The following is a 13,940-nucleotide window of genomic DNA, read 5'->3' as shown; positions in this document are numbered from 1 at the left end:
GTTCAGAATGCGATGCCGAGCGTCAGGTACGGACGCACGCTGCGGTTGCGCAGCCCGTACGCGACGTCGACGTTGATCGGGCCGACCGGGCTGCGCCAGCGCGCGCCGATGCCGACGCCCGGATAGAACACCTTCTCGCCCCACGCATCGGTCGCGGTGCCGATGTCGAAGAACGTCGCGGCGCCCCAGTCGCGGTTGAACCAGTGCTGGTATTCGGCGGTGCCCGTCATCAGGTACTTTGTCGGCAGCACCGAGCCGTCGACGCTATTGCCGATGCTCTGGTAGCCGTAGCCGCGCACCGAGTTCGAGCCGCCCGCGCGGAACAGCAGCGACGCCGGCACCTGGGACGAGCTGCCGCTCGTGAATACGCCGCCGAGCTCGGCGCGGAACACGAACAGGTCGCGCTTGCCGATCGGCACGTACTGCTGGCCGCGCGCATAGCCGCGAATGAAGGTCTGGTCGGTCAGCACGCCCTTGATCGCGAAGCCGGCCTCCGCATGGATCAGGTTGCCCGAGCGCGGAAACAGCGGATCGTCGACGTTGCGGCGCGTCCATGCCCACTGCGGCACGAGCGCGCGGCTCGTGGTCGGGCCAGCGCTGTTCTGGTCGAGCCGGTCCTGATAGAACATCAGCGAGTACGCATAGTCGATGAACTGCCCGGTACGCGTCCGCTGCGCACCGACGCGCGCACTGTAGATGCGCGTGTCCGACACGTTGGTGTTCGTGTACGACGCGAGCACGCTGTTGGTCCAGCCGCGTTCTCCCGGCGGCATCGACAGCTGGATCTGCCCGTACTGCTGGATCTGGTCGAGCCGGCCCGATACGGTGAGCGGCCACGCGGCGCCGAACGTGTTGAGGTATGTGTACGAGCCCTGCACGTGCGGGCCCGTATCGGTCGCGTAGCCGACGCCGCCGCGTATGCTGTTGTACGGAAACTCGCTGACCTTCACGTGTACGGGCGTGCGCTCGGGCTTGCTGACGTCGTCGCCGACGTCGATCGCGACGCTCGCGTAGTACGGCGTGTTCTGCAGCTGCCGCTGCAGTTCGTTGATCCGCTGCACGTCGTAGATCTCGCCTTCGGACAGCGGATTCACGTTCGTGACGATCCGCTCCGGATAGCGGCGCACGCCGTCGACGTCGACCTTGCCGATCGTAAACGTCGGGCCGCTGTCGAACGTGACCGCGAGCGCCGCGCGCTGCGTGCGCGGGTCGATCCGCGCTTCGGACGACACGATCTTCGCGCCGAGGTAGCGGCGCGACTGCAGCTGCCGCAGCGCCGCGTTCTTGGCGCCGTCCCAGTCGGACTGCGTAAACGGGTCGCCCGTCTTCAGCGAGAACGCGAAACGCGTGGCGGCCTCCTGCTTCGGATCTTCGGTGTCGACGGGTCCCTTGAACGTCAGGTCGACCGACGACACGAACGTCTGCGGTCCCGGATCGACGGCGACGCGCACGTCGCGCTTGCCGTCGCGCGTGCGCACGTCGGTGCGCACGACCGGCGAGAAATAGCCGGCCGTCGCGGTCAGGTCGCGCACCTGCTGCGGCGTCGCGGTGACGAGGAAGTCGAACTGGTCGTCGGTGATGTCGTCGCGCTTCGCGAAGCGCGCGATGTCGAGATGCGCGCTCAGCAGCTTGCGGATGGCGCGCGGCGCGTCGATGTCGACCTGGTACTTCGCCTGCGCCGGCAGCGCGAAACAGGCGACGAGACAGCCTGCGAGCGCGGCGCGCGCGGTTGCGCCGGCGCGGCGCGGTGCCGGATCGCGCGAGGCGCGGCGGGCCGCGTCATGCGCCGGAAGTCGTTGCTGGTTCGCGTGCCCCGCCAAATATGACCTCGCCCTCGGTTGTCACGATTTCATGGAAAACCCTGTATTTGACCACAGGGTAGCGGCCGCGCCCGCGCGGACGCCGCTTTGATGCTTGGGCGCAACGCCCGGTGCGCGCCGCCGGACGCCGCGCACCGGGCGCCGGCCCGCCGATTCGACGCGCGATTGACGCCGGCTGTTCCCCGCGATGCGGTAAAATCCCGCCATCGCAGAACCCGGCGCGTCGTGCGCCATGCCAACGGAAAGCCAAGCCATGCCGTACCAGTCCGACGTCACGCAATTCCTGAACCAGCTCAAGCAGCAGAAGCCGACGCTCGAAGAAGAGCAGCGCAAGGGCCGCGCGCTGCTGTGGGACAAGCAGCCGATCGACCTCGACGAGCGCGCCGAGCAGCAGCAGTCGCGCGTGAAGCAAACGCCGTACGTCTACTACCAGAACTTCTGACGACGTGAGCACCGCCGACGAGGCCAGCGCCGCTCGCGAGGACGACGCGGTCGCCGCGCCCGCGGGTGCCGATTCGACGCCCGACACGGTCGACGGCGTCGCGGCGTTCGCTCGCCTGTACGGCGAGCCGTTGTTCAAGCTGCCGCAGGATCTCTACATCCCGCCCGATGCGCTCGAGGTGTTCCTCGAAGCGTTCGAAGGCCCGCTCGATCTGCTGCTGTACCTGATCCGCAAGCAGAACTTCAACGTGCTCGACATCCCGATGGCGCAGGTCACCGCGCAGTATCTCGGCTACGTCGACCAGATCCGCGCGTCGAATCTCGAACTGGCCGCCGAATATCTGCTGATGGCCGCGATGCTGATCGAGATCAAGTCGCGCATGCTGCTGCCGGTGAAGAAGGCCGATACCGGCGAGGAAGCGGAAGATCCGCGCGCCGAGCTCGTGCGCCGGCTGCTCGAGTACGAGCAGATGAAGCTCGCCGCGCAGCGCCTCGACCAGTTGCCGCAGCTCGGCCGCGACTTCCTGCGCGCCGAGGTCTACATCGAGCAGAGCATCACGCCGCGCTTCCCGGACGTGAACGCGGACGACCTGCGCGCCGCCTGGGCCGACGTGCTCAAGCGCGCGAAGCTCGTCCAGCATCACAAGATTTCCCGCGAGGAACTGTCCGTTCGCGAACACATGAGCCTGATCCTGCGCCGGCTGCAGAACGCGCGCTTCATGGAGTTCGCGGATCTGTTCGACACGTCGCGCGGCGTGCCGGTCGTCGTCGTCAACTTCATCGCGATGCTCGAGCTCGCGCGCGAATCGCTCGTCGAAATCACGCAGGCCGAGCCGTTCGCGCCGATCTACGTGCGCCTCGCGTACCTGCCCGCATAACGCGCGGCCGGCCGCGATCGGCGAAATAGAACGACCGTTCCCTTTTCGGTGCGTCCGCCGGCCAAATCCACTACAATCCGCCGACGCCCGCCGCGTGGTCTGCGCGCGGGCGCGTTTCACTCCGACCCCGACGCCGCCTGCCGCGGCGGCAACGCGCGCACGCGCGAGGAATTCGCTACCCGATCATGAAAGTCATCAGCTCGATCCAGGAACTGCGCGACCAGCTGCGCGGCCAGAACCGCACGGCGTTCGTGCCGACGATGGGCAATCTGCACGAAGGCCATCTGTCGCTGATGCGCCTCGCGCGCCAGCACGGCGATCCGGTCGTGGCGAGCATTTTCGTCAACCGCCTGCAGTTCGGTCCGAACGAGGATTTCGACAAGTATCCGCGCACGCTCCAGGACGACATCGAGAAGCTGCAGAAGGAAAACGTCTACGTGCTGTTCGCGCCGACCGAGCGCGACATGTATCCGGAACCGCAGGAATACCGCGTGCAGCCGCCGGACGATCTCGGCGGCATTCTCGAAGGCGAGTTCCGGCCGGGCTTCTTCACGGGCGTCTGCACGGTCGTCGCCAAGCTGATGGCCTGCGTGCAGCCGCGCGTGGCCGTGTTCGGCAAGAAGGACTATCAGCAGCTGATGATCGTGCGGCGCATGTGCCAGCAACTCGCGCTGCCGGTCGACATCGTCGCAGCCGAGACCGTGCGCGACACGGACGGCCTCGCGCTGTCGTCGCGCAACCGCTATCTGTCGGACGCCGAGCGCAGCGAAGCGCCGGAACTCGCGCGCACGCTGCAGCGCGTGCGCGAGCGCGTGCTGGCCGGCGAACGCGACCTCGGCAAGCTCGAGCACGACGCGCGCACCCATCTCGCGGACCGCGGCTGGGCGCCCGACTACATCTCGATCCGCCGCCGTGCGAACCTGATCGCACCGAACGCCGCCGAACTCGACGCCGGCGAGCCGCTCGTCGTGCTCGCAGCCGCGAAGCTCGGCGCGACGCGCCTCATCGACAACCTGGAAATCTGACGGCCGCCGAGCGCCCCGTCACGACGCATCACGGAGACATCATGCAGCGCCACATGCTCAAATCGAAAATCCATCGCGCGGCCGTCACGCACTGCGAGCTGCACTACGAAGGCTCGTGCGCGATCGACGAAGACCTGCTCGAAGCGGCGAACATCGTCGAAAACGAGCGGATCGACATCTGGAACATCAACAACGGCGAGCGGTTCTCGACGTACGCGATCAAGGGCGAGCGCGGCAGCGGGATGATCTCGCTGAACGGCTCGGCTGCGCGCCGCGCGCAGCTCGGCGATCTGGTCATCATCGCCGCGTTCGCGATGGTCGAGGAGGCCGAACTGCAGGCCGGCTGGAAGCCGAAACTCGTGTTCATCGACGAAGGCAACAAGATCAAGGGCCATCGCGATCACGTGCCGACGCAAACCTGGACCTGAGCGGCCCGCCGCAACGACGAAGGGCTGGATCTCCGCCACGCGCGGACATCCAGCCCTTTTTATTTTTGGCCGTGGCCGGCGCTGCGCGCTCGGGCCGCCGGCCGGCATTCACGACGCCTTCGCGACCTTCGCCCCCTTCCCCGCGCTGCGCTCCGCCCATTCGACGATCGGCCCCCACTGCTCGAGATCCTTGTCGACGCGGCTTTTCGCGACGTCCCAGAGCGTCAGGCCGTGCGCGGCGATCTGTACGTAGTTCTGCGTGTCGCGCAGGTAGCCGAGCACCGGCAGTCCGAGCCCCTCGACGAAACGGTGCAGCTGGTCGGACGAACGCGTGCGCGCGTCGACGCGCATCCCGACGATGCCGACCTCGACGCTGCCCTTGCGTACGGCCTTCTCGGTCGCGAGGCGTTCGAGAAACTGCTGCGTCGCGAGAATATCGAACATCGACGGCTGCAACGGCACGATGACCTTGTCGGCCAGCTGCAGCGCGACGTTCAGCCGCGTGCCGTGCAGGCCGGCCGGCGTGTCGATGACCGCGTATTCGAGGCCGCGCGGCGGCTTCGACGGCGCGTCCGGGTCGAGATTCCACGCCTCGATCGTCGGCAGCCCGGCCGGCCGCAGGTCGAGCCACGCATGCGCGGACTGCTGCCGGTCGAGATCGGCCAGCGCGACCCACGCGCCCTGCGCCGCGAAATAACCGGCAAGGTTGGTGGACAGCGTGCTCTTGCCGACGCCGCCCTTCGGATTCGCCACCACGATGACCGTCATGAATTCCCCCGAAAAAGCCGCGCGGCGCCGGCTGCATGGCCGGCGCCGCTCATTGCGGATACAGGGAGCGATGATATCGGTAAAACGGGTATCGCCGAAACGGGTTGCACCGATCCGCTGCCGTGCGCGGCCGGTACGCCTTCCCTATGTCGCTTACGCGCGTCGCGGTTCGGCGCCCGCTGCGCCGAGCGCGAACGCGCCGCCGCCGAGCAGCGCCTGCACGACGAGCGTCACCGCCCAGAACGCCGGGTATTCCCAGCCGCCGTGCGGCGCGCCGAAACTCCAGCCGTTCGGCAGATGCGCCGAGACCGCGCCGAGCATGAACGGCAGCAGCACGAGCGCGGCGAGCCGCACGCGCACGCCGGCGAGCAGCGCGAGGCCGCCCACGAGCTCGACGAGCGTCGTCAGATAGGCGAGCCAGCCCGGCAGGCCGATCGACGCGAAAAACTGCGCGGTGCCGGGCAGCGTGAAGACGAATACCTTTTGCGCGACGTGCGCGAGATACAGCACACCGAGTGCGACACGCAGCAGCGTCGCGGCGAAATCGTTCAGGCGATCGGAATTCATGGCGGGTTCCTGTGAGAGTGAGTGATCGAATGGATCGCACTCTATTCGAAGCGATTTCTCGGATAAACACGCCGTTTCGCTTTCACTCGTTCTCAATGGGAATTAATCGAGGCAGGTGCCACGGGGCATGAGCCATGAGCCATGAGCCGTGAGTCACGAGTCAGAGCCGCGAGCCGCCGCTCGCCGGGCCTCGCCGGGCCTCGCCGAGGCTCGCCGGGCGGGGCCAGGCCGGGCCGGGCCGGGCCAAGCCAAGCCAAGCCAAGCCAAGCCGAGCCGAGCCGAGCCGAGCCGAGCCGAGCCGAGCCGAGCCGAGCCGAGCCGAGCCAAGCCGAGCCAAGCCGAGCCAAGCCAAGCCAAGCCAAGCCAAGCCAAGCCAAGCCGAGCCAAGCCAAGCCGAGCGGGGCTGAGCCAAGCCAACCACGCCGAGCCGGGACAAGCCGCACCGAGCCAAGCTAGGCCGCTCCGAGCCCCACTCCCGCCCGCCGCCGCGCGACTCAGCGAAACGCCGCGTACAGCGCGCCGAGGTCCAGATGCGCGGCGAACGTGTCCGCGAGCCGCTCCAGCGACGCCTCGCGCAGCGCCGGATAATCGATCCGTTCGGCGCGGTCGAGCCCGGCCCACGCGAGCAGCGCCGTGCATGCGTCCGGCGCGTCGAACAGCCCGTGCACGTAGGTCGCGAGAATCTGCCCGTCCGCCGACAGCGCGCCGTCCGCACGCATACCACCAGCCGCTGCGCCGTCTTCCGCCAGCTCGAGGGCCGGCGACGCGAGCGCGGGCCCGCGCGTGTCGCCCATATGGATTTCGTAGCCGTGTACCGCGGCGGCGCCCGGCAGCGCGAGGCGCCCGGTCACGTTCTTCAGCGTCTTGTCGGGCTGCAGCGTCGTCGCGAAATCGAGCAGCCCAAGCCCCGGCACGCTGCCGGGCGCGCCTTCGAGGCCGAGCGGATCGTCGAGCGTGCGGCCGAGCATCTGCATCCCGCCGCAGATGCCGATCACCTTGCCGCCGTAGCGCAGATGGCGCTGGATGACCGCTTCCCAGCCCGCCTCGCGCAGCCACGCGAGATCGCGCTGCACGCTCTTCGAGCCGGGCAGGATCAGCAGGTCGGCGTTCGGCACGGGGCCGCTTTTCCAGTACGTGAATTCGACCTGCGGATGCGCGCGCAGCGGATCGAAGTCGGTGTGATTGCTGATGCGCGGCAGCGCCGGCACGACGACGCGCAGCACGCCCGCGTCGCTGCGCGCGGCCGCGCTGCGCGCCTGCGCGGGCAGCATGTCCTCAGCATCGAGCAGCAGCCCGTGCAGATACGGCAGCACGCCGATCACCGGCTTGCCCGTCTGCGCGCGCAGCCAGTCGAGGCCCGGCTCCAGCAGCGCGATATCGCCGCGGAAGCGGTTGATCACGAAGCCGCGCACGCGCGCGCGCTCGCTGTCCGACAGGCATGCGAGCGTGCCGACGAGATGCGCGAACACGCCGCCGCGGTCGATGTCGGCGACCAGCACGACCGGACAGTCGACGCGCTCGGCAAAGCCCATGTTCGCGATGTCGCCTTCGCGCAGGTTGATCTCGGCCGGGCTGCCGGCACCTTCGACGATCACCGCGTCGTAACGCGAGCGCAACCGCGCGTACGATTCGAGCACCGCATCGAACGCGACCGGCTTGTAGTCGTGATACGCGCGCGCGTTCAGGTTCGCGCGCGCCTTGCCGTGGATGATTACCTGCGCGCCGCGATCGCTGGTCGGCTTCAGCAGCACCGGATTGAAATCCGTATGCGGCGCGACGCCGGCGGCCAGCGCCTGCAGCGCCTGCGCGCGGCCGATCTCGCCGCCGTCGGCCGTGACCGCGCTGTTGAGCGCCATGTTCTGCGGCTTGAACGGCGCGACGCGCACGCCGGCGCGGCGCGCAAGGCGGCACAGGCCCGCGACGAGCGTGCTCTTGCCCGCGTCGGACGTCGTGCCCTGGATCATCAGCGTGCCGCGCGGCAGCAGGTCGGGTGCATTCATCGTGAGAAAAATCCGGAGCGACGCAAAGGCGGCATTATCGCCCGCGTCGCGACGCGCGGCGCCGTTACAATCACGCGATGATTCCGCACGACCTCACCTTCGTTCTCGGCGGCGCGCGCTCGGGCAAGAGCGCCTACGCCGAACGGCTCGCCGCCGACAGCGGCCGCCCCGTCACCTACATCGCGACGGCCGCCGCGACGGACGACGATGCCGAATTCGCGAGCCGCATCGCGCACCATCGCGCGCGCCGGCCCGCGGACTGGGGCTTCGCCGATGCGCCGGTCGCGCTCGCCGAGACGCTCGCGCAACTCGACGATCCGCGCGCATGCCTGCTCGTCGACTGCCTGACGCTGTGGCTCGCGAACCTGCTGTGCCCGGCCGACGGCGAACCGCTCGACGCGGCACGCTACGCGGCGCACGTCGATGCGCTCGACGCGGCACTGCGCGGCGCGCGCGCGAAGGTGATCGTGGTCAGCAACGAGATCGGCCTCGGCGTCGTACCGCTCGGCTCGGTCACGCGCCGCTACGTCGACGAACTCGGGCGGCTGAACCAGCGCATCGCGGCGCTCGCGACGCGCGTGACGCTGCTCGTCGCGGGCCTGCCGCTCGACATCAAGCCGGGAGCGCCGACATGCTGATGCTGTCGCTGCCGATCGTCGCGATGCTCGCGGTCGCGGCCGCGTTCGTCGACCGCGTATTCGGCGAGCCGGCCGGCTGGCATCCGCTCGTCGCGTTCGGACGGCTCGCGGCACGCATCGAGGCCGCGCTGAACACCGGCCGGCGCGGCCGCATCGCCGGCGTGGCCGCATGGGCGGCGGCCGTCGTGCCGCCGGTCGCGCTCGCCGTCCTGCTCGCGGCCGCACTGCCGTGGCCGCTCGCGGCCGCGCTGCACGTCGCGCTGCTCTGGTTCGCGCTCGGCGCGAAGAGCCTCGCCGAACACGTCGCGCCGATCGCCGCCGCGCTGCTGCGCCGCGACCTCGACGCGGCGCGCACGCTGACCGCGCGCATCGTGTCGCGCGACACGAGTGCGGCCGACGAAGAAGCGCTGTCGCGTGCGGCCGTCGAATCGGCGCTCGAAAACGGCAATGATGCGATCTTCGGCGCGCTGTTCTGGTTCGTCGTCGCCGGCGGCCCGGGCGCATTGCTGTTCCGCCTCGCGAACACGCTCGACGCGATGTGGGGCTACCGCACGCCGCGCTTCGCCACGTTCGGCTGGGCCGCCGCCCGCATCGACGACGCGCTGAACTGGATCCCCGCGCGTCTGACCGCGGCGAGCTACGCGCTGCTCGGCGACACGGCCGCCGCGTGGCGCTGCTGGCGCACGCAGGCGCACCGCTGGGACAGCCCCAACGCGGGCCCCGTGATGGCGGCCGGCGCCGGCAGCCTGAACGTGCGGCTCGGCGGCCCGGCCGTCTATCACGGCGCGCTCGAGGATCGCCCCGCGCTCGGTACCGGCGCGCACGCGACGGCGGCGCACGTCGTCGCCGCGCTCTCGCTCGTCACGCGCACGCTCGCACTGTGGCTCGCGCTGCTCGTCGCGAGCGCCGCGCTCGTCATGGCCGCTCATCATGTCTGATACTCCGATCGCGCACGGCGGCAATCTGCACGAAGCCGCGCGCCGCTACGGCATTCCCTACGAGGCATGGCTCGACCTGTCGACCGGCATCAACCCGGTCGGCTACCCGGTGCCGCCGGTGCCGGCCGACGCATGGCGGCGGCTGCCCGACGACGGCGATGGCCTCGCCGGCTGCGCCGCGCGCTACTACGGCGTGCGCGACGATGCGCACGTGCTGCCCGTCGCCGGCAGCCAGGCCGCGATCCGTGCGCTGCCTGCGCTGCTGCCGCCCGGCGACGCCGGCGTCGCACCGCTCGCATACGGCGAATATGCGCCCGCGTTCGCGCGGCACGGCCATCGCGTCGTGCCGCTCGACATCGCCGCCGACGCACTGCCGGCCACGCTGCGCCATGCGATCGTCGGCAACCCGAACAATCCGACCGCCGAATCGGTTTCCGTCGGGCGCCTGCTCGGCTGGCATGCGCAGCTCGCTGCGCGCGGCGGCACGCTGATCGTCGACGAAGCGTTTGCCGATACCGGCGCGGTCGATTCGCTCGCGCCCTACACCGATCGGCTCGGTCTCGTCGTGCTGCGCTCGGTCGGCAAGTTCTTCGGTCTCGCCGGCATCCGCGCGGGCTTCGTGCTCGCACACCCCGCGCAAATCGGCGCGCTGCGCGCCCTGCTCGGCGCGTGGACGGTCGGCGGTCCCGCGCGCCACGCGGTCGCCGCCGCGTTCGCCGATCGCGCCTGGCAGGCCGCCGCGCGCGAACGGCTCGCGGCCGACGGCGCACGACTCGCCGCGCTGCTGCGCGCGCACGGCTTCGCGGTGCGCGCGACGCCGCTGTACAGCTGGACCGACGACGCGCGCGCGGCGGCGCTGCATGCGGCGCTCGCGACGCGCGGCATCTGGACGCGCTACTTCGCGCAACCGTCGAGCGTGCGCATCGGGCTGCCGGGCAGCGAAGCCGAATGGCAGCGCATCGCCGACGCGCTCGCGCAATGCGTGCCGACGCTGGAGCGCGCATCGGCATGAACACCCGCTCGTTGCGCCCGCTGCTGTCCGCAGCCATGCTCGCGCTGCTCGCCCACGCGCCGCTCGCACACGCGGACGTCAGCGCACGCGACGACGCCGGCCTGACCGTCACGCTGTCCGCGCCCGCGCAACGCGTGATCAGCCTCGCGCCGCACGTGACCGAACTCCTGTACGCGGCCGGCGGCGGCGCCAAGCTCGTCGGCACCGTCACGTACAGCGATTACCCGCCGGCCGCGAAGTCGGTGCCGCGCGTCGGCGACAACAAGGCGCTCGACCTCGAGCGGATCGCCGCGCTGCGGCCGGACCTGATCGTCGTCTGGCGGCACGGCAATGCCGAGCGACAGACCGATGCGCTGCGTGCACTGCACATTCCGCTCTTCTTCAGCGATCCGAAGCATCTGGACGACATCGCGTCGTCGCTGCGCCGGCTCGGCACGCTGCTCGGCACGCAGCCGGCCGCCGATGCGGCGGCCGCGTCGTTCGAGCGCGATATCGCGGCCCTGCGCGCACGCTACGCGGCGCGCGCGCCCGTCACGGTGTTCTTCCAGGCATGGGACCGCCCTCTGATGACGCTGAACGGCACGCATCTGATCAGCGACGTGATCGCGCTGTGCGGCGGCCGCAACGTGTTCGCGTCGTTGAAGCCGCTCGTGCCGACCGTCACCGACGAAGCGGTGCTTGCCGCGAATCCGGAAGCGATCGTGACGACGAGCGGCGGCGCGACGCGCTCGGACCAGGCGCTGCCGAGCCTCGAACGCTGGCGTGCATGGCCCGCGATGACGGCCGTCGCGCGCAACAACCTGTTCGCGATCGACGGCGATCTGCTGACGCGACCCGCGCCGCGCATCGCGGACGGCGCAGCCGCGCTCTGTACCGACCTCGATGCTGCACGCGCGCGCCGGCCGGCGCACTGAAAGACGATCGCGGCCGCCGTTCTGCGCGCCGGCGCGTGAACCGGCGCATGCCGTGCCGATACCGCGCTACGCGTCGTCCCATTGCACGACGTCCCACGCATCGCCGCCATCGTCCGCTCGCAGCCAGACGACACCGCCCGTCGGCACGGGCCGCGCGAGCAGCGTGTCGAGCGGCACGCGCAGCACATGGGCCGCGAACGCGCGAATCACGCCCGCATGCGTGACGATCCATTGCGGGACGCCGAGCCGCGCGATCGCGTCCGCGCGCTGCACGACGCGTGCGGCAAACTGCGCGACGCTTTCGCCGCCGTGCGCACGCGCATGCATCAGATCGGCAGCCCATGCATCGAGCGCCGCACGATCGATGTCGTTCCAGCGCTGCATTTCCCACGCGCCGAAATCGAGTTCCTGCCAGCCGGCGTCGCGTTCGCACGGCACGCCGCACATGTGCGCGAGCCGGTCGGCGACCGTCGCGCAGCGCGTGAGCGGACTCGTGCCGATGCACGCGGGCAGCGGCGCGCCGAGCGCGGTCAGCCGATCGTGCAGCAGGCGCGCGGCCGCGTCGGCAGAACCGGCCAGCGGCACGTCGGTGCGTCCGTAGCAGACCCCCGACGCGACCGCGACGGCCGGATGACGGATCAGGACGACATCCATCCGAGCATCACCAGATAGATCGCGAGCTCGCTCGCCTGCTGCGCGAAGCCGAGACAGTCGCCCGTATAGCCGCCGATCCGCTTCACGAAATAGCGCGCCGCACACGCGCGCACGAGCGCGAGTGCGACGAGCGCCGCGACGCCCGCGCGCCAGTCCGGCCAGAACAGCCACGGCAGACCGAATGCGGCCGCCATGCACGCCGCGCGCGCGTTCATCCGCTGCGCGACCGGCTTCGCCTTGCCTTCGGGCCGCACGTAGTCGAGCGACAGCAGCAGGCTCACGGCCGCCGCGCGGCTCGCCGCATGCGCGGCGATCATCGTCCACGCCGCGCGCAGCGGCGGCATCGCGGCCAGCGCCTGCCACTTCAGGCCGAGCGCGACGATCAGCGCGACCGCGCCGAACGTGCCGATCCGCGAGTCGTGCATGATGCGCAGCACGTCGTCGCGCGTATAGCCGCCGCCGAACGCGTCGCAGCTGTCGGCGAGACCGTCCTCGTGAAACGCGCCCGTCGCGAGCAGGGTCGCGGCCATCGACAGCCCGACGGCGATCGACGCGGGCAGCACGCGCAGCGCAGCGAGATAGACGAGCGCACCCCATGCGCCGACGCAGGCGCCGACGAGCGGGAAATAGCGCGCGGCCTGGTCGAGATCGCCGGCCGCGTAGCCGATCGCCTTCGGCACCGGCACGCGCGTGAAATAGCCGAGCGCGACGAAGAAGTACCGCACTTCCGCGCGCACGCCGCGGGCCGGCTCACGCATCACGATTGTCGACGCCCGCGGATTCGAAGCTCGCCATCTCGGCGAGAAACGCGGCGGCCGCGCGCACGAGCGGCAGCGCGAGCGCGGCACCCGTCCCTTCGCCGAGCCGCAGGTCGAGCGCGAGCAGCGGCTTCGCGCCGAAATGCTCGAGCATCCGCCGGTGGCCCGCCTCGTGCGATGCGTGCGAGAACACGCAGTAGTCGCGCACGCCCGGCGCGAGCCGCTCGGCGACGAGCAGCGCGGACGTCGAGATGAAGCCGTCGACGAGGATCGTCATCCGCTCGCTCGCGGCCGCGAGGTACGCGCCCGTCATCATCGCGATCTCGAAACCGCCGAACGTCGCGAGCACGTCGAGCGGCGCAATCGCGTGCGAGTGCCGCGCGAGCGCACGCGCAAGTACCGCGCGCTTGTGCGCGAGACCCTGATCGTCGAGACCCGTGCCGCGGCCGACGCACGCGTCGATCGGCACATCGAGCAGCCGGCTCATCAGGCACGCGGCCGCCGACGTGTTCGCGATCCCCATCTCGCCGAAGCCGATCACGTTCGTGCCGAGCGCCGCGTGATGACGCACGCGCGCCGCGCCGGCCGCGAGCGCCGCCATCGCGTCGTCGCGCGTCATCGCCGGCTCGACCGCGAAATTGCGCGTGCCGCGGCCGATCGGCAGCGACACGAGCCGCTCGGACGCCGGCAACGACGACGCGACGCCCGCATCGACGATCTCGAGCTCGCTTTGCGCGACGCCCGAGAACGCATTGATCGCCGCGCCGCCGGCGAGAAAGTTGGCGACCATCTGCGCGGTCACCGCTTGCGGATACGGGCTCACGCCTTCGACCGCGATCCCGTGATCGCCGGCGAACACGATCATCGCCGGGCGCTGCACGCGCGGCTGCTCGGTGCGCTGGATCAGCCCGATCTGCAACGCGAGCGCCTCGAGCTGGCCGAGACTGCCGGGCGGCTTCGTCTTGTGGTCGATCACGTGCTGCAGGCGCTTGCGCAGCGCATCGTCGAGCGGCGCGATCGGCGGAAGGAATTCGGTCGGAGTGGTCATCGAAAGGAAGCCTCGTCGGCGCGGCTTGCGCCGTACGCCGGAACAATGGAA

15 protein-coding genes are annotated in these 13,940 nt (G+C 70.4%); 8 read left to right on the top strand and 7 right to left on the bottom strand.

What is annotated here, in order from left to right; genetic code table 11:
- Positions 1–2: 2 nt before the first annotated feature.
- Positions 3–1,820 (bottom strand): autotransporter assembly complex family protein, encoded by a 1,818-nt coding sequence (locus tag BCR55_RS11260; RefSeq protein ID WP_065494562.1) that lies wholly within the window; start codon positions 1,818–1,820, stop codon positions 3–5.
- Between the two features lie 253 nt (positions 1,821–2,073).
- On the opposite strand from BCR55_RS11260, the gene BCR55_RS11255 reads away from it, so the two are divergent.
- The 4 genes from BCR55_RS11255 (at position 2,074) to panD (ending at position 4,592) form a co-directional block, all read left to right on the top strand.
- Entirely contained in the window at positions 2,074–2,262 is a 189-nt protein-coding gene (locus BCR55_RS11255; RefSeq protein WP_006398608.1) for a DUF3460 family protein, read from the top strand.
- Positions 2,263–2,266: 4 nt separating this feature from the next.
- Positions 2,267–3,139, top strand: a complete 873-nt coding sequence (locus BCR55_RS11250; protein ID WP_006398607.1) for a ScpA family protein — start codon at positions 2,267–2,269, stop codon at positions 3,137–3,139.
- Positions 3,140–3,324: 185 nt separating this feature from the next.
- On the top strand, positions 3,325–4,164 hold the full coding sequence (gene panC, locus BCR55_RS11245; RefSeq protein ID WP_006410543.1) for a pantoate--beta-alanine ligase: 840 nt from the start codon (positions 3,325–3,327) through the stop codon (positions 4,162–4,164).
- Between the two features lie 41 nt (positions 4,165–4,205).
- Positions 4,206–4,592: an aspartate 1-decarboxylase gene (gene panD, locus BCR55_RS11240; RefSeq protein ID WP_006398605.1), complete on the top strand. Its 387-nt coding sequence runs from the start codon at positions 4,206–4,208 to the stop codon at positions 4,590–4,592.
- Between the two features lie 108 nt (positions 4,593–4,700).
- Here panD and BCR55_RS11235 read toward each other — a convergent pair whose 3' ends face one another.
- The 3 genes from BCR55_RS11235 to BCR55_RS11225 form a co-directional block, all read right to left on the bottom strand.
- Entirely contained in the window at positions 4,701–5,360 is a 660-nt protein-coding gene (locus BCR55_RS11235) for a ParA family protein (protein ID WP_006398604.1), read from the bottom strand.
- Positions 5,361–5,513: 153 nt separating this feature from the next.
- A complete protein-coding gene (locus BCR55_RS11230; protein WP_065494561.1) occupies positions 5,514–5,927 on the bottom strand; it encodes a DoxX family protein in 414 nt (137 codons plus the stop codon).
- 494 nt (positions 5,928–6,421) lie between these two features.
- Positions 6,422–7,927: a cobyric acid synthase gene (locus BCR55_RS11225; RefSeq protein ID WP_065494560.1), complete on the bottom strand. Its 1,506-nt coding sequence runs from the start codon at positions 7,925–7,927 to the stop codon at positions 6,422–6,424.
- A 77-nt stretch (positions 7,928–8,004) separates the two neighbouring features.
- Here BCR55_RS11225 and cobU point away from each other — a divergent pair, with 77 nt between their 5' ends.
- The 4 genes from cobU to BCR55_RS11205 are packed head-to-tail and all read left to right on the top strand — an operon-like array spanning position 8,005 to position 11,429.
- Positions 8,005–8,565: a bifunctional adenosylcobinamide kinase/adenosylcobinamide-phosphate guanylyltransferase gene (cobU, locus tag BCR55_RS11220; RefSeq protein WP_065494559.1), complete on the top strand. Its 561-nt coding sequence runs from the start codon at positions 8,005–8,007 to the stop codon at positions 8,563–8,565.
- The gene (gene cbiB / locus BCR55_RS11215; RefSeq protein WP_065494558.1) at positions 8,559–9,503 is read left to right on the top strand and encodes an adenosylcobinamide-phosphate synthase CbiB; all 945 of its coding nucleotides are present in this window, start codon (positions 8,559–8,561) and stop codon (positions 9,501–9,503) included. Before cobU ends, cbiB begins: the two co-directional genes overlap by 7 nt.
- Positions 9,496–10,515: a threonine-phosphate decarboxylase CobD gene (cobD, locus tag BCR55_RS11210; RefSeq protein WP_065494557.1), complete on the top strand. Its 1,020-nt coding sequence runs from the start codon at positions 9,496–9,498 to the stop codon at positions 10,513–10,515. Before cbiB ends, cobD begins: the two co-directional genes overlap by 8 nt.
- The gene (locus BCR55_RS11205) at positions 10,512–11,429 is read left to right on the top strand and encodes a cobalamin-binding protein (RefSeq protein ID WP_006405834.1); all 918 of its coding nucleotides are present in this window, start codon (positions 10,512–10,514) and stop codon (positions 11,427–11,429) included. The genes cobD and BCR55_RS11205 overlap by 4 nt, the downstream gene beginning before the upstream one ends.
- Before the next feature lie 66 nt (positions 11,430–11,495).
- Here BCR55_RS11205 and cobC read toward each other — a convergent pair whose 3' ends face one another.
- The 3 genes from cobC to cobT are packed head-to-tail and all read right to left on the bottom strand — an operon-like array spanning position 11,496 to position 13,889.
- Complete coding sequence (cobC, locus tag BCR55_RS11200) at positions 11,496–12,083, bottom strand: alpha-ribazole phosphatase (RefSeq protein WP_006409914.1); 588 nt, start codon at positions 12,081–12,083, stop codon at positions 11,496–11,498.
- Positions 12,068–12,841 carry an adenosylcobinamide-GDP ribazoletransferase gene (locus tag BCR55_RS11195; protein ID WP_006409915.1) on the bottom strand — a complete coding sequence of 258 codons (774 nt, stop codon included), beginning with the start codon at positions 12,839–12,841 and terminating at the stop codon, positions 12,068–12,070. Before BCR55_RS11195 ends, cobC begins: the two co-directional genes overlap by 16 nt.
- The gene (cobT, locus tag BCR55_RS11190) at positions 12,834–13,889 is read right to left on the bottom strand and encodes a nicotinate-nucleotide--dimethylbenzimidazole phosphoribosyltransferase (RefSeq protein WP_065494556.1); all 1,056 of its coding nucleotides are present in this window, start codon (positions 13,887–13,889) and stop codon (positions 12,834–12,836) included. The genes BCR55_RS11195 and cobT overlap by 8 nt, the downstream gene beginning before the upstream one ends.
- Between the last annotated feature and the right edge of the window lie 51 nt (positions 13,890–13,940).

The sequence above is a fragment of the Burkholderia sp. CCA53 genome, from assembly GCF_001685525.1.
Lineage (GTDB): Bacteria > Pseudomonadota > Gammaproteobacteria > Burkholderiales > Burkholderiaceae > Burkholderia > Burkholderia multivorans.
Note: the sequence above shows the minus strand (reverse complement) of the source record. Positions and strands in the feature narration are given on the sequence as shown.